Origin of the sequence: Desulforhopalus singaporensis, from assembly GCF_900104445.1 — a bacterium.
Classification (GTDB): Bacteria; Desulfobacterota; Desulfobulbia; order Desulfobulbales; family Desulfocapsaceae; genus Desulforhopalus_A; species Desulforhopalus_A singaporensis.
The window spans coordinates 1-15755 of sequence record NZ_FNJI01000051.1 but is presented as its reverse complement, the minus strand read 5'-3'; the positions used below and the strand labels follow the sequence as shown (position 1 = coordinate 15755).

The 15755-nt window shown below is 48.3% G+C and carries 19 protein-coding genes and 1 pseudogene; 18 read left to right on the top strand and 2 right to left on the bottom strand.

Going from position 1 to position 15755, the window contains the following annotated elements:
• From terL to BLQ17_RS20265, 7 genes are all read left to right on the top strand, one after another.
• A partial coding sequence (gene terL, locus BLQ17_RS20295) for a phage terminase large subunit (protein WP_143005580.1) occupies positions 1–1486 on the top strand: 1486 nt, incomplete at its 5' end.
• Positions 1487–1624: 138 nt separating this feature from the next.
• A complete protein-coding gene (locus BLQ17_RS20290) occupies positions 1625–2578 on the top strand; it encodes a hypothetical protein (RefSeq protein ID WP_143005579.1) in 954 nt (317 codons plus the stop codon).
• A gap of 304 nt (positions 2579–2882) precedes the next feature.
• Positions 2883–3293 (top strand): nucleotide pyrophosphohydrolase, encoded by a 411-nt coding sequence (locus BLQ17_RS20285; RefSeq protein ID WP_245695254.1) that lies wholly within the window; start codon positions 2883–2885, stop codon positions 3291–3293.
• Between the two features lies 1 nt (position 3294).
• Positions 3295–4239 carry an HNH endonuclease gene (locus BLQ17_RS23770; RefSeq protein WP_218121865.1) on the top strand — a complete coding sequence of 315 codons (945 nt, stop codon included), beginning with the start codon at positions 3295–3297 and terminating at the stop codon, positions 4237–4239.
• 211 nt (positions 4240–4450) lie between these two features.
• Positions 4451–5059 carry a GP88 family protein gene (locus BLQ17_RS23765; RefSeq protein WP_092225964.1) on the top strand — a complete coding sequence of 203 codons (609 nt, stop codon included), beginning with the start codon at positions 4451–4453 and terminating at the stop codon, positions 5057–5059.
• 495 nt (positions 5060–5554) lie between these two features.
• Positions 5555–6196 (top strand): hypothetical protein, encoded by a 642-nt coding sequence (locus tag BLQ17_RS20270; protein ID WP_092225963.1) that lies wholly within the window; start codon positions 5555–5557, stop codon positions 6194–6196.
• Complete coding sequence (locus tag BLQ17_RS20265) at positions 6193–6939, top strand: hypothetical protein (protein WP_092225962.1); 747 nt, start codon at positions 6193–6195, stop codon at positions 6937–6939. Before BLQ17_RS20270 ends, BLQ17_RS20265 begins: the two co-directional genes overlap by 4 nt.
• Positions 6940–7214: 275 nt before the next feature.
• Here BLQ17_RS20265 and BLQ17_RS20260 read toward each other — a convergent pair whose 3' ends face one another.
• Both BLQ17_RS20260 and BLQ17_RS20255 read right to left on the bottom strand, forming a co-directional pair.
• Positions 7215–7655, bottom strand: coding sequence for a phage virion morphogenesis protein (locus BLQ17_RS20260; protein ID WP_092225961.1), 441 nt, complete (start codon positions 7653–7655; stop codon positions 7215–7217).
• Positions 7652–8896, bottom strand: coding sequence for a phage portal protein (locus BLQ17_RS20255; protein ID WP_092225960.1), 1245 nt, complete (start codon positions 8894–8896; stop codon positions 7652–7654). The genes BLQ17_RS20260 and BLQ17_RS20255 overlap by 4 nt, the downstream gene beginning before the upstream one ends.
• Positions 8897–9080: 184 nt before the next feature.
• Between BLQ17_RS20255 and BLQ17_RS20250 the strand changes: the two genes are divergently transcribed.
• The 11 genes and pseudogenes from BLQ17_RS20250 to BLQ17_RS20215 form a co-directional block, all read left to right on the top strand.
• The gene (locus BLQ17_RS20250; RefSeq protein ID WP_092225959.1) at positions 9081–9896 is read left to right on the top strand and encodes an XkdF-like putative serine protease domain-containing protein; all 816 of its coding nucleotides are present in this window, start codon (positions 9081–9083) and stop codon (positions 9894–9896) included.
• Positions 9897–9899: 3 nt separating this feature from the next.
• The gene (locus tag BLQ17_RS20245) at positions 9900–10253 is read left to right on the top strand and encodes a head decoration protein (protein ID WP_092225918.1); all 354 of its coding nucleotides are present in this window, start codon (positions 9900–9902) and stop codon (positions 10251–10253) included.
• Between the two features lie 11 nt (positions 10254–10264).
• Positions 10265–11287: a major capsid protein gene (locus BLQ17_RS20240; protein WP_245695249.1), complete on the top strand. Its 1023-nt coding sequence runs from the start codon at positions 10265–10267 to the stop codon at positions 11285–11287.
• A gap of 11 nt (positions 11288–11298) precedes the next feature.
• The gene (locus BLQ17_RS22765) at positions 11299–11463 is read left to right on the top strand and encodes a DUF7210 family protein (protein ID WP_176761351.1); all 165 of its coding nucleotides are present in this window, start codon (positions 11299–11301) and stop codon (positions 11461–11463) included.
• Between the two features lie 3 nt (positions 11464–11466).
• Positions 11467–11841, top strand: coding sequence for a hypothetical protein (locus BLQ17_RS20235; RefSeq protein WP_092225958.1), 375 nt, complete (start codon positions 11467–11469; stop codon positions 11839–11841).
• On the top strand, positions 11838–12290 hold the full coding sequence (locus tag BLQ17_RS20230; protein ID WP_092225957.1) for a hypothetical protein: 453 nt from the start codon (positions 11838–11840) through the stop codon (positions 12288–12290). The genes BLQ17_RS20235 and BLQ17_RS20230 overlap by 4 nt, the downstream gene beginning before the upstream one ends.
• A 10-nt stretch (positions 12291–12300) precedes the next feature.
• Positions 12301–12471 carry a hypothetical protein gene (locus BLQ17_RS22760; RefSeq protein WP_176761350.1) on the top strand — a complete coding sequence of 57 codons (171 nt, stop codon included), beginning with the start codon at positions 12301–12303 and terminating at the stop codon, positions 12469–12471.
• The gene (locus BLQ17_RS20225) at positions 12468–13745 is read left to right on the top strand and encodes a hypothetical protein (RefSeq protein WP_092225956.1); all 1278 of its coding nucleotides are present in this window, start codon (positions 12468–12470) and stop codon (positions 13743–13745) included. Before BLQ17_RS22760 ends, BLQ17_RS20225 begins: the two co-directional genes overlap by 4 nt.
• Positions 13746–13796: 51 nt before the next feature.
• Positions 13797–14225: a hypothetical protein gene (locus tag BLQ17_RS20220; protein ID WP_092225955.1), complete on the top strand. Its 429-nt coding sequence runs from the start codon at positions 13797–13799 to the stop codon at positions 14223–14225.
• 164 nt (positions 14226–14389) lie between these two features.
• Positions 14390–14521 carry a hypothetical protein gene (locus BLQ17_RS23465; protein WP_281180568.1) on the top strand — a complete coding sequence of 44 codons (132 nt, stop codon included), beginning with the start codon at positions 14390–14392 and terminating at the stop codon, positions 14519–14521.
• Positions 14514–15755 (top strand): annotated as a pseudogene (locus tag BLQ17_RS20215) (hypothetical protein); the annotation flags it as partial. The gene BLQ17_RS23465 and the pseudogene BLQ17_RS20215, both read left to right, overlap by 8 nt.

Below are 15755 nucleotides of genomic sequence, written 5' to 3'. Positions count from 1 at the left end.
CTTTCAAAGCTCAGTATCGAGGAGCTGGAAACTTTTCAGGCACTCATGGAGAAAGCGACTGGTGACGACCCTGCCTGACTTGTTCTTCATCAACAAGGAGCTCGCAGAACGCTCTCTCTCACACTTTATCCGGCAAGCCTGGAAAGTGATCGAACCAGGTACGCCCTATATCCACAACTGGCATATAGACGCTATTTGTGAGCATCTTGAGGCGGTCACCAACGGCCAGCTTCAGGACCTGGTCATAAACATTCCGCCGCGGCATCTAAAATCCATTGCAGTGTCCGTCTGCTGGCCGGCATGGGTATGGATAACCAAACCGGAAAAACGATGGATTTTTGCCAGCTATGCGCAGTCACTCAGTACCCGGGACAGTCTGAAATGTCGCCGGGTAATTCAGTCTCCCTGGTACCAGGAAAACTGGGGCGACAGATTCCAGTTGTCCGGAGACCAGAACGCAAAGATCAAATTCGAAAACGATAAAACAGGACACAGAATTTCAACGTCAGTCGGCGGATCCGCGACAGGGGAGGGCGGAGACTTTGTTGTTGTGGACGACCCGCACAACGTCAAAGAAGCGCTGAGCGATACGATCAGGGAGGCAACTGTCGAATGGTGGGATCAGGTCATGTCTACCCGCTTAAATGACCCTAAAACCGGATCAAAGGTGATCATCATGCAGCGGGTGCACCAAAACGATCTCTCCGGCCACGTTTTAGAACAGGGAGGCTATGAGCACCTTTGCATTCCTGCTGAGTACGAGAAGAAACGATATCACACCTCCATAGGCTTTAAGGATCCCAGGACTGAAGACAAGGAGCTGCTCTTTCCAAAGCGGTTTGACCGGCCGGCAATAGAAAAGCTCAAAACTGTTCTGGGTACCTATGCCGCGGCCGGGCAGCTGCAGCAACGACCGGCGCCGGCAGAGGGCGGAATATTCAAGCTCGAGTGGTGGCAGTATTACAAAACGAGTCCCAAGGTGTCGTGGATTCTCCAGTCGTGGGATACAGGTTACAAGACAGGGCCGAAAAATGCGTATTCCTGTTGTGAGACGTGGGGGATCACCAACAGCGGGTATTACCTGCTCGATCTCTGGCGGGAAAAAGTAGAGTATCCGGATCTAAAACGGGCGGTCAAAAATCTCTACAACAAGTGGCGTTCCAGGGTCGTTCTCGTCGAAGATAAAGCAAGCGGTCAATCGCTGGTCCAGGAGATAAAGCGCGGGACCAGAATTCCAATCAAGGCGGTAACAGTCACCGACGGCGACAAGGTTGTCAGGGCATCCCTTGTTTCCCCGATTGTTGAGGCAGGCAATGTATTCCTCCCCGAGGATGCACCTTGGCTTGCAGATTTCATCGATGAGCATACGCATTTCCCCAATGCAGCATATGCAGATCAGGTAGACACAACCTCCCAGGCGCTGGATTATCTGGGACAGAAAACAGGGCGGATAATTGGCGGGGCAAAAGTAATAAGCAACAGATAGAGAGAGAAGAGATGAATTGTCCAAATTGTAACGGAAAGACAAAGGTCTGGTGGACGGAAAAATACGACAGTCATGTCCAGAGAACCCGTATTTGCCCAAAATGCAATGTCGGGTTTAAAACTGTCGAGGAAATGGATCGTGACACCATTAAACCGAGAGGGAAAGACAGTGCTGCAACTATCAGATAGCTACCTGGAAACCGCGGTTCAGATCGAAGCTGAAATCCTGAAACGGCGAAAGCAGCTTTCCCTGGAAACTTTGATCGAAGATCTGAAAACGATCTTGTCCAATGCGTGGAAGAAATCCATTAAGGATCTTCTTATCAGGACCCTGAGGCTGCTTCAGTCAATGACCGGTCCGGTTACCCGGGATGAGTTGCTGTTTATTGAAGAAAATGTTTCAGATGGTCTGAAAATGCCCCTGGATGAGGCTAAACGTGCTCAGCTCATCGATATACAGGAGGCCTTGTTTTCGATCGGTGCCGGCGAAGCAGCCAAAGGTACCGGAGTTAAAATCGTTTGGAACCTGGCTGATCAAAAGACCCTGAAGGTCCTTGATACAAACCTCATGTTTTGGATCGGCAGCTACTATGATGACAATCTTTCGGAAGGATTCAAGGCTACCCTTCAGGACTTTTTTGAAGGTGGATACAACAGAAAAGATCTAGCCGAACTTATGAAGGTTCATTTTCGGGAACTTGGGACCAAGCCGGACCATTATTGGAACCTGTTGGCGGATCATACCGCAACCAAAACCCGGGAGATTGGTCGAGTTTCCGGGTATGAGCAGGCTGGTATCAAGACTGTTCGCATAAAAGCTCATCTTGACGAGAAAACCACTGAAGTGTGCCGGCGTATGCACGATCAGGTAATTGAAGTCACCTATCTGAATCGGCAGATGGATAAGTATCTGGCTGCCTGTGAAACAAAGGATAAGGAGAAAATCAAGGCGTCATGGCCGTGGATTTCTGACGCTCAGGCTGAGCGCTCTTTGGCTAGTTCAAAGGGGATCAAACGGCAGATTAAAAGGGGAAAAATTGGGCTGCCTCCTTATCATGCTCGGTGCCGGACTATCACTGTTGCTGAATTCTGAGGATGTGGATATGAGGTCCATTTATGAAATCCAGACTCCATTTGACACGCAGTAGTGAAAGGTTATGATTTTATTGAACAGGCTCGCTGAGATCCTCATCTCCCAAGATTTACAGGAAGCATCACCATGCTACTTCCTAAATACATTAAAATTGCCAGTGGACACCTAAATAACGCCTTGCGTTTGTCCAAGAAATTTGGAGTATCACTTTCTAAACTCATTTCTCGTTTTTCCAATGATAGTTGCATAGACTTCCGATGGTAGGTACTATCCTATTGCCTTATCGCTGGACATTACGAATAGGATGGGTAAATATCAATATAATTACGCCACCATTTATTGGATCATAACCATGCCCAACAAAACATTAAACCTGAACGACATTGAGACCTTTCTCAGAAATTTCGCAGCCGCCAGAGACTGGCAACAATTCCATTCACCGAAGAATCTTGTGATGGCTTTATCGGGCGAAGCTGGGGAGCTAAGCGAATTGTTCCAATGGCTATCCGAAGACCAATCATGGCTGAAAGATGACACCGAGACCAAAAAGAAAGTAGCGAACGAACTTGCTGATATACTGCAGTATATTGTCAGAATATCAGATCTATTGTCGATAGACCTGAACGATGCGCTTTGGAAGAAGCTGCGCAGAAACGAAGAGAAATACCCGGTTGAACTCTCAAAAGGTACGGCGAAAAAGTATACGGAGTTTTGATATGCATCAAACACTCATTGATCTTTTCGACACAAGCATCTTAAAGAAACTTACGGGCCCGCCAGAACATTGGCTGACCACCTTCCACACTGGATTCTGGGGGCTAGAAAAGAAACATCACGATAAATGGCGGAAGTTAAAAGAGAACGACATTTGCTTATTCCACTCGACCGATACCGTATACCTCTACCCTAAGCCAAAAATCAGCAAAGGCATAATTGGACTTGGAGTAGTAGGATCCACAAACAAGAAAGACACACTAGAGTGGATAGGTGAAATACAATCCACCCAAAATCAATGGCCTTATCTCATTAATTTCAAAGAGCTTTTCTGGTTTGGGCTTACCTCGAAAATAGAGAATGAAACGATTAGAGCCAAGATAGCTAAGGGAAATCAACGGTTGGCTGAGGACATTCTCTATTTGTCAGATAAAGCCATCTCTTTCAACGAAATGGACCAACACGACTGCAGGATCCCCGCCCAAGGATCCATCTCAGATCTCTCAATAGCTAGCAATCCTGGATTAAAACTGCTTGTGTCATCGCGTCTGGGGGATAGCTTCAGCTTCACCGAACAATATGATCCGAGCGAGGTGGAAAAAACGCATCAATCAAAGGAGGGTGCCGTCAAAACTATCACGGTCAACAGTTATGAACGTGATAAGAACGCGAGACAGGAATGTATCAAAGTTCACGGAGCTAAATGCCAGATCTGCGAATTTGATTTTTCTAAAATATACGGTCAAATCGGAGACGGGTTTATACACGTTCATCATAAAGTTCCACTTTCAGAAATCGGCGAGGAGTATTTCCTCGACCCCATTAATGATCTTGTACCGGTTTGCCCCAATTGCCATGCGATGATCCACCGGAGGAAACCTGTCTTTACGGTTGAAGAGCTAAAGAGATTAATCGCCCCGAAAGCAAAAAGTTGTCGGGAAGGTTGACGCCCCCGTTGAGTCCTCTACAATACCTCAACCTAAAGCTCCTCTACCCGCCCCTTCCGCTGTCAGACGCAGGCATTACTCGGTCGGCGATCGCGTGAGGCAAGACACCTTCGGCGAAGGAATCGTCAAATATCGCAAGCCACGACAGATACATCATTTCATTCCCTGATATTGGAGACCGAACGATAATCGGCAGCAAGTTTTTGAGTAAATGAAGAGAGTCCGAAAACCGAATAATCTTTCGATAAAGATCAGCCCAGGGAATAAGAAAATGGGCAGGATACCGGCTGTCAGCCTTCCTCCGGTCACGGTCTGTGCTCCTGATGTCCCCTGTTCCGAAGAGTGCTACGCGTTAAAGTCTTATCGGATGTATCCCAATGTTCGCCAAGCGTGGAATCATAACTTTGACCTTCTTATATCGGATAGAGACAAATACTTCTCGGACATCGAGGCGTATCTAAACTGGAAATCACCTAGATATTTCAGGCAGCACGTAAGCGGTGATATCCGAGACCAAGATTATTTTAAGCGCATGAAGTCGGTTGCTAGAAGCTTTCCCGGAACTTCGTTTCTTGCGTTTACCAAACGTTATGATCTTGAGTTCGGAAATATGCCTAGTAACCTGAATATTGTCATTTCAATGTGGACGGGAGAGACTATTCCGGACACTCAGGATCTACCTAAAGCATGGATGCAGGACGGGTCCGAGACCAAGATCCCGGATGTGCATTTCATATGCACAGGGTTATGCGATTCTTGTTACAAATGTTGGCATCTAACGGAAGATGGCCCCAAGGATGTGGTCTTGATGAAGCATTAGGTACATAAATTCGAGGAGTCAAAATGGCGACGTACGGCCAAACCAAGAATTGGGTCGGAGAAAAGCACGGACGTTGCATCAAATGCCCTGACTGATTCTACCCTGTTATCAGTCCAGATAGATTAAGATTGGCAGCCCATATCCCCTAGAAAAGCCTTAGCATTTCAACTTTTGGTGTTTCCTGTGAAGGTGGGGGATGCCTATCTGACAAATAAGTATTTCTTGTTTCGAGGTGATTCAGAAGGTGCACAGGAATAGGGTTAACCTGACCAATCTGTTGATTTGAAGAGATTAATCTTGGAAAAGCTAACCATTGCTGGCCGTTTAATTCTGATCTGTAAATAGGTTATACCAACTGGATTTTGAACCTTTTGAAGAGTTCTATTTACAACTGCAATTAAAACTGTTCTTATCTGAGAAATACGCTGCCTTGCCTGCCGAAACTGTACACTTAAATGAAAAAGTTGCACTAGAAGTTACCTTTGAGAGCAAACAATGGATAAAATAACCCCACTTAAAGACACTGTCAGCACTTTAGTATCTGAAATTAAAGAGCTCTTATTGTCTGCCGAATGGAACATCAATAAACCAGAGCATGCAGAGAAATGGGAAACAATGGTGGCCAAAGCAATCGAGCTACACCACCTAGTTAACCCAAAGCACCACGACTACATGATCAAAAACAGAGGTTGCTCTCCTGAAGAGCCTGAGTTCTACAACCATATACATCCGATTGAAGACCTACTTGCTTTCATTGATGACCCCAGTGCAAACGATGATCCAGAAGATATCACAATTGATCAAGAATTCACTTTCACCGTATTTTCTAGAAGATGGGGCCATACTGATACTTACAAAATGAAAAGAATTGCAACTGGATGGCATTTTAGCCACGCCTCTGTTCATATGTCAGGCAATTGCGACAAAGATGGTACCCCCTTCCTCTACGAAAATCTTAATCATGACAGTATCAATTATCCTGAAGAGCTACCAGGTTACTTTGAGTGGCTTTGGGACCAAGCTGCCGAAAGAGGTTTAACTAACAAAGAGGTACAAGATAACCTGGATGCCTTAGGAGAATGGGTAAGCTTATGTGAAAAAAATTCTCCTAAGGGTATTTGGGAGAGCTTCAAATGATTAATTTGGCAAAACAACCTCCAATTACCACAACATCTTCAAAACAACCTCCAATTACCACAACATCTTCAATTGGGGTAGTCTCATTTCTTGATGTTTTGGGCTGGAAAGGAATTTGGCAAAGAAAACAAAACGCAATCCATGACCTCGAAAAACTAGTCAAATCTATCCGAAAGCAGGCTACACAACATAGTCGAGGTCTAAAAAGTCATAAAGATGGAATTAGCTCACCAGACACCAAGGTATTGATCATATCTGATACTATCCTTATTTTCACCGAAGCATCACACGAGAATGCGACACCCATTCTCGATCTTCACGGTCTACTATGTCAACACGCAATCCCTGACTCTATCATGAAAGGCATTCCGATCAGAGGAGCTACCAGTTTTGGCGAAGTCATCCTGAGTAATAACAACAGTATATTCGCAGGTAAGGCAATTGACGAGGCAGCTTCTTGGCATGAAGCAGGTGATTGGATTGGTGTTTTCATGTCACCAACAGCGAGCTTTGTTTATAAACAAGGGCCGGATGCCAAATGGATTAAAAATTGTCCACCAATAAAGAACAACGTAAAGCTCGAAACTTTTTCAGTCGACTGGAGGTCGATTGACGATAAAACTCAACTTACAGATATCAAACAAAGCTTTTGTGAACTCGCTCCCATCACACCAGATATTGTAAAAAAATTCACCAATACTATCAATTATTTAGAAGCTGACCCTGTTGACCAAGAAAGCTAACAAGATGGTTACATCCTTTATTTTAGCGGTTTTTTTAGAAGATCTAATAAAGACTCTCTATCCAAAGTATTTAGTCGACAGGATGCTTTCTAGTAAAGATTTATGGAGGCATTGATATGCCCAATAGTTCATGGAGGGTGTGATACTATTCCTGCATCTATAAAGTTACGATTCTCCAAATACCTAACATCAAAAATTCAATTTGAGAGTAGAGCTTATTCCTGTATCTCTTTTAAAAGGGTATCTGATAGATTGGATCTTAATTTCTACATTTTTCAATCTACACCCCAATTCAACTTGATTCTTTTTTTAAAACTTTTCTTCAAAAATTCAGTCCCTTGACCTTCCAGAATAGGGTCCAGAAAATCATAACCTTCATTCTCCATCTCGGCGATTGCTTCAAAAAGAAAAGGTTTACCCTTTCTGGCCGGCTGGTGAACCTCTTTTACAAAGATATCTTGCCCGCCAACATTGAATTTCAGGTATTTCCCTTTTTTCGGTTTGATGGTCATAGCCGGCCGGCCGTCATGTACTGCCCGGGCATAGCTCAGATTCGAACCTACTGAGGCCTGGCCGAGTCCAAGGCTTTCTGTTTGGATAGATTTTCTTAAATCGCCGGTTAGGAAGGGAATACGGCCCTGTTTGGTGCCTTTGTCCCTGATTTTTTCCGCAATACTGAGGGCGATTTTGTCGATATCAAATACATCTTTGCTCATAATGCCCGCCTGACCTGTTCCAGTTTTCGTAATAAAACAATATTATCGTTCTTCTCGACCTCTTTGGTCGGTGGGGTCTCGACAGCAGGACCATAACCAACAGCTTCTCGGGCTTCGTCGAGGGTTATAATTCCGGAATCATAGAGCTTAGAATACTTCTCGGAGTCTTTCTCGTGGGAAGAGGTGTTGATGGTTTCAAAGGCGATGGTAGCCATGATTCCCATGGCGCTCAGCAGCTGGTTGATCTTGGTTTCAAACAACCTTTGCCTGGGGGCGATAGTGATCTCCTGGAAGATAGAAAGCTGGCCTTCCACTTCGCCACCGCCTCCAAGCTGGCCGGCAGTAACAACGCCGGCAAGGCGGGGAGGTACGCCGTGAGCTGAAAGGATTCTGTCCCGGGAGCTGTCGCGCATTTTCTCAATCGGATATGCCCAGGCATTCTCCGGAGCAAGCTTTTCAAACTTCACCTGCACACCGTCGGCATTGATCGGCAGGTACAGGGTCCGGTGGGCATTGCTCGCTCCTTTAAAGTTCTGCTGGACAAATTCCACCACTTTCTTCTCGGTATCTTCATCGAACTCGCCTCCTTCTACAACTATGGCCAGATCGGGGATCCCTGAGTTTAAAAAGAATCCCTGCGCATAGAGATTCGAGTAGTAATCGAGTTCAATTTCAGGGACGATCCCGCGCCAGTCCGGCAGACCATAGTGCCGGTTTGCCTGGGTGGCCTGGGCAAAGCGGATCAGGCTGTGATCCTCAAGGTGATTTGGATCAAACCTATGATACTCGACAGGTTCCGCATCTCCTCGATATAAAAACGCCGTTTTACTGCCTCTGGGCCTCCTGTAGGTTTTGATAGCCGGGCAGAAGTAGATCTCTTCAATTCTTCCTCCCCGGCCTTTCACGCATTCCAGATAGCTATTGGCAGTAGTCTCAAAGTCCAGGGCAACTTTATTGATCACCTCCAGGAAACTCTCCCCATCCTCGTTTACGTTACTGAGCCGGTCCATGACCGCTGTTTCGTTTCCTTCGATCACGTTTAACCCAAGGTTAACGGTGCATGAAGCTTTTACAGAGATACTCCGCGCATGGTGAGCATTAAGCGCCGGCATTGAGTTGTAATAGACCAGCAGATCGCCTTTTGATTCGTCCCAGGGATGTTGGATCTCATCCCCGGTATTTTGTTCTTTTTGCGCTGACTCTTTTGTGATTTTTGCTGAGTAAATAATTTTTGCACCCATTATGGAGCTCCATCTTTTTGAAGTAATCTTGAGGACAGTGTTGCTCTGATTCTGGTCTCCATCCACAGGTTTTTACTCATATATGGTATCTGAGTAAGGACAGCGTGATTTTCTCCATCCCCTTCCATATCCTGATCCTGATTGAAGTGAAGAAAACCTTTTTTCAAGATCAGGAGGAAACAGTGTGTTTCTGAAAAACATCAAAGTCGAATTCATCTCACTGGTACACAAGGGCGCCAATCGTAAGTCGGTAATCTGGAAGTCTGCTGAAGGAGATCCCAGGCAAGAGCGGGAAATTCAGATCGCCAAAACCGATGAAGAAAAGCGCCTTGTTTACGGCATTGTCTATTCCCCTGATGAGGTTGATACCCAGGGTGATCATACAAACGCCGGCGAGATCGAAAAGGCAGCTCATGACTTTATGAAAGCTGCCCGGGTCGGCAACATTGACAAAGACCATTCCTTTGAAGCTGAGGAAGGCGCCTTTGTTGCGGAGAGCTGGATTGTCAAAGCCGGCGACCCGGTATTCCCTGATGAGAAAGAAGGTGCCTGGGCGGTGGCGATCAAGATTGAGGACGATGAACTCTGGTCGGCTGTCAGGAAAGGCGACATCGGCGGGTTATCCATCGGCGGATATGCCGATAAAATCGCCAAGACGGATGATTTTAACTCTGTCCTTACTGTGGATGGCCTGCTGGCAAAACTAAAACGTCTTATCAAACGAGAGGAACAGGATATGGACGAAAAACAAGTAAAAGAGATCGCAACAGCGGCTGTCACCGAGGCTATCGAGAAGATGGCTAAGCCTATCCGGAAGGAAGACCTGGTTACGACGGTTGTCGCGGCAACAAAGGAAATCGTTGGACCGATCGAGGCCCGCCTTGAAGCGATCGAGAAACAGACTCCCGGTTCAGGCCAGGGGGAAGGCGAGCTGGACGACAAAACCGACTATCAGGCACTTGGTGCGGAAATAGTCAAGGCATACAAAGGGGAGGTGTAAAATATGGATCTTGGAATGTCTATCCAGACTCCGACCACTGAAAATCTGTTGGGGGCCCATCCGCCAGTTGAGATTCCGATTGTTCTCGTTTCTGGGGAAAACCTCTCCCGCGGCCATGTTCTTGGAAAGATAACCGCATCCGGAAAGTACGCTGGCTATGACGCCGATCTGACAGACGGGTGTGAAACTGCAGTTGCCATCCTCGCTGCCGATACCGATGCCTCTGATGGTGATGAGAACACCATCGCCTATGTCCACGGCGAGTTTCAGGACGGCGGCCTTTCCTGGGATGACGAGGCAAACGACAAAACCAGCGGCCTTGCTGATCTTTATGCGGCCGGCATCTTTGTAAAGTAAGGAGGTAGACAGTGACTATCACCATCGACGCTTTTAAATGGCGTTCAATGACCGCCGCAATCAATCAGCTGCCTAAAACTCCGAGGTTGCTGCAGGATATGGTCTTCAGGACCAGGAACACCAATCCGACTGAAACCATAGATGTCGATATCATTAAAGGCGGGCGTAAGATTCTGCCTTTTGTACGAAACGATGCGGCTGGTACCATTATTGAGAAGCTGACCGGAGAGATGCGTTCTGTAAAGGCGCCGCGACTTCGTCCTAAAAAGCCTTTTACCGCTACGGAGCTGCTCACTCAACGTGGGCCCGGGAAAATAGTTTACGCAAACGGCGGTGATGTGACCGCCGAGCGTAATCGCAAGATCGGCCAGGAGCTCGCCGATCTCAAGAACAGGGTCGATACCACGATTGAGTTCATGTGTGCACAGGCCCTCCAGGGATCCTATTCGGTTTCCAACGACGGATACAACTTTTCCATCGATTTCCAGATGCCTTCTGCTCATAAGCCGGTTCTGGGCTCAGGTTCGGGATGGAATGAGTCCGGTGGAAATATCATGGATGATATCGATACCTGGGCGACCCTTATCCGCAATGCAACCGGTCTTGCGCCCGATATCGCCCTCTGTGGTTCAGCTGTTGTTAAGGCGCTTCGGGATAACGCTGAAGTCAGGGAACTTCTGGATAACCGCCGTACCAACGCCGGAACCTTCACCTGGAAAGCTTCAAACGACTATATCGGCAACCTCAACGGTATCGATTTGTATCGTTACGGTATGGAGTATCAGGACCTTGCCGGAGCTGATCAGAACTTCCTCGATGCAAACAAGTTTGTGCTGATCTCTACCCAGGCACGATTCTCTGTTGAATTCGCCTTAATCCTCGACCTTGATGCCGGCGCCGCAATCCAGGGGGAATACTTTTCCAAGTCATGGCTGGAAAAAGACCCTTCAGTTCTCTTTATGCTTGCTGAATCCCGGCCTCTGCCGGTTCCCTGGCAGCCTGAAGCAATTGTTTATGCAGATGTCATCGTTTAAGGAGGTGATCCATGAAAGCTATTCTGACAAAGCCTGTCAAAATTAAGGGCGAATGGCATAAGGCCGGCAGTGAAATGACAATCTCAAAGGAAGAGTATAAACGTCTCTGCTCAAAAGATGCCTGTGTCGTTCCTATTGCTGCAGAGCCGGAAGAGGACTCCGAAGAGAAGGAGTAACCCTTGTCACTTGCAACGATCGCAGATGCACGGGCGCTGGGCAGTCTCCCCGCGTCCGAAAAGCTGGATGACACGGTTATTCAGCCTCACCTTGATTCAGCTGCCCGAGAACTCAAGTCCTGGATCGGAGTGTATGAGTCCACCAGCGACAGTGAAAAAAAGGAGAGCTGTATTGAGGCAGAGTGCTGCATATGCATGGCATACCTGCAGCCGATCCTGCAGAAGCTTTATGAACAGGGGGCGGTCGACAGCGATCAGCCGGCTTCGGATACATGGAGGAAAACAGCCGATTCCTGGACAGAACGGGCAAGATCGAGAGTGCGCAGTTATGAGGAAGATAACACCTCCCGGAACAAAGTCGGCTGGCATGCGATATGAAAGAACTCCTCCTTGCAATTGAAAGTGAGCTCAAGTCGAAACAGTCCGTTGTTCCGGAGGGGAATATATCGATTGTCCCATGGGAGTCCTATCTTCCGTCATCCTCAAATACGCCCGCGATCTGCATAAAAGACGGACCGATTGATATCGTGCGTCTTGCTGGGGACACGGACGAGAAAACCATGCATGTGCTTATTGCAGTTTGGGTGCAGATCCTTGATCAGCCAGGTTCTTCGGTTGTTGGTGTGGATCCGGACCCGGGAGTTCTCGAGCTTGCAAAACTGGTCTGCTCGATTCTCAACGACAATATGCTTTCCCTGTCAGGAATGCAGGATGGTTACTGCATCAGGGAAAGGGGTAGTGAACTGATGGGCGCCAAAACTCTTACCCTTCAGAGGAAGATTGTCGAGTTCCGTTATGTCCGGGAAGTCGAAAACAATCCAACATAGGGAAATTAACATGAAAAAACTCAAACCAAACTATCCGGCCTTTGAAGTTGTCGACGGACCGTTCAAGGGCCACGTCTATCGTCACGGCCAGGAATATGCACCCGAGCAGATCCCGCCCCGGGAAAGGAAAAAATTTGAACCGGTCAGGAAGGCCACTGCTAAAGCGGAGAATAAATCATGAGAAGTTCAAGCGCCACCCACAATCTGACAGCGATCTCCGCTACCAACTCGGAGAGCGCGATCAACGTTTTGAACAGTGTTGATCTTTCCATCCTGTCGGAGGCCTCCGATATTATCAACCTCTCTCCACGGCGGGAGGATAACCGGGATGAGGCCAACGGCAAGGAAGAACCGGATGAAGTCTACGATAACGGATATACAGCTGAGGGTACCCTGAATCATACCCATGCGCAGCCCCAGCATTTTGCCTACCTGTTCGGCTTTGGTCTCGGCAATGTTGCAACAGCGGCAGCCGGCGCCGGATATGAGCATACCATTACCCCTATTGCCCGGGGTGTGGATCAGGCGAGGGATTTGCCCTCTTTTACCCTGCTGTCAAAGCTTGGCGATACGATTCTGAAAAGACGTCTTGCCTCGGTGTTCGTCGACCAGGTTACGGCAACGTTTGCCGCCGATCAATGGGTCAAGATAAGTGGAAATTTCAAAGGTACCGGCAAACATACTCAAAACGTTATTGAAGAGGAGGTGGACGCTGCCGGCAACACCACCACCCTGACTCTGGCCGCCAACGGGGTGGAAGGGTCGACCGCGGCAGAACGCCTTGATTCCGTGCATAGGATAAAGGTGGAACTTGCGGCCGGGGTCTGGACCGAGGTTGATTTTACCGCAGTCTCTTCTGCTACTCCTGCTGAGATCACTATTACCGATCCAGGCGGTGACATTACTGTTGTGACCTACAAGGTTCTTTACGTTCCAACGGAAGGGGCGGAGTTTACTTTTCCGGCGAGAGTAAAGGAAAGCAATCTTCGCGTTGCCGAGATGAGTTTTAATTTCGGCGGTACCTGGAACGGCACTGCCTTTGAGGGCGGCCGACCGATGGGGGCTGAACTGAGACAGATCACCTGCGAGCTCTCCAATAATTCGACGGTGTCTTTTGTTCCCGGGGGTGGTGGTTCCTATGGTTCGATGCATGAACGCGGCGGCCGGCTCCAAAAGCTGAAGGTCGACCGCAGATTCCGGGATTACATCTTCCAGCAGCATATCAACGCAAACGACACCTTTGGAGTCTATATCAAGTGTGTCGGCGAGGAATTCGATACCGGTCACAATTACCAGGTCGAGATCATCTATCCGAAGGTAGGCCTGCTCACCTCGCCGATTTCCGTCTCCGATAAGAAGCTTACTGAAGCCGGGGATTTCATTGTCATGGAGGACGCGACCTACGGTTCGGTGATCGTCAAGGTGAAGAATATGTGGGCTGGGTATGCCCAGTAAAAAAGACGTTCAACACAACATTAAAACCAATTCAAAAGAGGTTTGAACATAATGGCTCGACGTGAATCAACTGAACAGAATCTGCTGGTCCTGCAGGACAATCTTTCCGACTCTACCCTGGGGGTATTCTACCGTACCCCGACCACCAAGGAGCGGCAGCAGTATCTCAATAAGCGAACTGTCCGTGAGGGCAAGAAGTTTAAGGATAACTCAATCGCCAACCGGGTGCTGTTCGGTAAAAAAATCATGACCGGTTTGCGTGACGGTGATTTTGAGCGGACTGTCGGCGACGGTGAATATCAGCCGATTTCCACAGATAAGAATTCTCCTGACTATTACGAGGATTGGAAAGACTGGATGGAGGAGCACTGCAGTGATGTGCTCATGATCCTTGGCTATCGGGTTTTCGAAGCATCCTGTTACCCGGGGCGGAGTGAAGAGGACCTTGAGGAGGATAAGGAAGAGGATCTGGAAAAGTAATCAAAACAGACCTCGAACACCTGCGGCGGGGTCTGTGTGATGAGGATGAGCAGGCGAAGTGTCTTGAGGAAAATGATGGTGATCTCAGTTGGGCCTGCGCCAACTGCCCGAAAAAGCGCGGCGAGGATCTGCATCCGTACACGATCAAACTTCTCAGGATAAGGATGCTGCAGAAGGCGGGCTATCCGTTTGAAGCGGATGATCTGTCCCTGGATGAATGGATGGACCTTGGCAGGATCCGTGAGCTGCTCGAATCAAAACCTGTATGTCCATTGATGACAATTTCGGATGAATGAAGCGACTCTGAACATAGCGATAAAAGTCGATGACCGCGGATCTGTCAAGATCAGGGAACTCGGCCGCACTGCGGAGAAAGCAGGATCCAAAGGGGAGAAATCCATCAAGAAGATGGATGATTCCCTCAAGGATGTGAAGGATAGCTCCGGGCGCACGATAGAGTCTTTTTCAAAGATGGCCAAATTCACCTTTGCAGGTGTGGCTGCAGGTATTACAGCGCTTACTGCCGGGATGTTCACCCTGGTTGCCCAGGCCAGCAACCAGGCAAAGGAGATGGAAAACCTGAGCCGTTTGGCCAAGATGAATACTCAGGATTTCACCGCCTATGCCTATGCCACGGAAAGCGTTGGGGTCAGTGGTGAGAAGCTTGCCGATATCTCCAAGGATGTTCAGGATAAGCTCGGTGATTTCATCGCGACCGGCGGCGGTGAATTTGCCGATTTCTTTGAGAATGTGGCTCCCAAAGTTGGTCTTACCGCCCAGGAGCTGCAGAAACTCTCGGGCCCGGATGTGCTGATCGCCGTCCAGGACGCGATGGATAAGGCCAATGTTTCTGCTGAAGAGCAGGTTTTTTATCTGGAGGCGATTGCAAATGATGCAGCTCTTTTAACACCCCTGCTCAAGGACAATGGCGCGGCATTGAAAGAACAGGCGGGTCGGGCCAAGGAGTTTGGTGTTGCCCTGTCCGAGGTCGACCATCAGGCCCTGCTCGATGCTAAGAAGGCCACCCATGAAATGACCGCCGCCTTTACCGGTGCCAAGAATGAGATCGCCGCCGAATTTGCTCCCGCTTTCGCTTCAGCCGTTAATATTGCGACGGATCTCATTATCGGTCTGAAGGATGAGGCTCGGGAGTTCGCTGGCATTATGGGCAATATCGTCACCTCGCTTCAGGGTTGGGAGGCTGTTGCCGGCGGCCGCCTCTCTTTTCTTGAGTTTGCCCTAATGGACGCCCAGGAACTGCAGGCGTGGCTGGAAAAAGACAAGGCGGGGATCGCCGCTTTAGAATCTCAAATTGCCGATTACCAGGGCAGGATAGGCGAACTGCTGGAAAAACAGAGCCGGATCGGTCTCTCTGAAAACGAAAAACAGGTCCTGCAGTCGTACCGGGACCAGGTTGTCCAGTTGCAGGAGGGTGTGACGATTCTTGACGAACAGATCTCCAGGGAAGGCACCCTGGTTATTGAGGCGGACAAGCATAAATCCGTCCTGCAGGGGACCGTTGAAGTTCAC

Excerpts from the sequence above, each read along its gene's own strand:
- BLQ17_RS20255 (WP_092225960.1), bottom strand. The coding sequence starts at position 8,896 with ATGGGTGCAAAAATTATTTACTCAGCAAAAATCACAAAAGAGTCAGCG.
- BLQ17_RS20230 (WP_092225957.1), top strand. The coding sequence starts at position 11,838 with ATGAAAGAACTCCTCCTTGCAATTGAAAGTGAGCTCAAGTCGAAACAG.
- BLQ17_RS20270 (WP_092225963.1), top strand. The coding sequence starts at position 5,555 with ATGGATAAAATAACCCCACTTAAAGACACTGTCAGCACTTTAGTATCT.
- BLQ17_RS22760 (WP_176761350.1), top strand. The coding sequence starts at position 12,301 with ATGAAAAAACTCAAACCAAACTATCCGGCCTTTGAAGTTGTCGACGGA.
- BLQ17_RS20285 (WP_245695254.1), top strand. The coding sequence starts at position 2,883 with ATGGGTAAATATCAATATAATTACGCCACCATTTATTGGATCATAACC.
- BLQ17_RS20245 (WP_092225918.1), top strand. The coding sequence starts at position 9,900 with ATGGATCTTGGAATGTCTATCCAGACTCCGACCACTGAAAATCTGTTG.
- BLQ17_RS20225 (WP_092225956.1), top strand. The coding sequence starts at position 12,468 with ATGAGAAGTTCAAGCGCCACCCACAATCTGACAGCGATCTCCGCTACC.
- BLQ17_RS23465 (WP_281180568.1), top strand. The coding sequence starts at position 14,390 with ATGCTGCAGAAGGCGGGCTATCCGTTTGAAGCGGATGATCTGTCCCTG.
- BLQ17_RS22765 (WP_176761351.1), top strand. The coding sequence starts at position 11,299 with ATGAAAGCTATTCTGACAAAGCCTGTCAAAATTAAGGGCGAATGGCAT.
- BLQ17_RS20260 (WP_092225961.1), bottom strand. The coding sequence starts at position 7,655 with ATGAGCAAAGATGTATTTGATATCGACAAAATCGCCCTCAGTATTGCG.
- BLQ17_RS23770 (WP_218121865.1), top strand. The coding sequence starts at position 3,295 with ATGCATCAAACACTCATTGATCTTTTCGACACAAGCATCTTAAAGAAA.
- BLQ17_RS20265 (WP_092225962.1), top strand. The coding sequence starts at position 6,193 with ATGATTAATTTGGCAAAACAACCTCCAATTACCACAACATCTTCAAAA.
- BLQ17_RS23765 (WP_092225964.1), top strand. The coding sequence starts at position 4,451 with ATGAAGAGAGTCCGAAAACCGAATAATCTTTCGATAAAGATCAGCCCA.
- BLQ17_RS20220 (WP_092225955.1), top strand. The coding sequence starts at position 13,797 with ATGGCTCGACGTGAATCAACTGAACAGAATCTGCTGGTCCTGCAGGAC.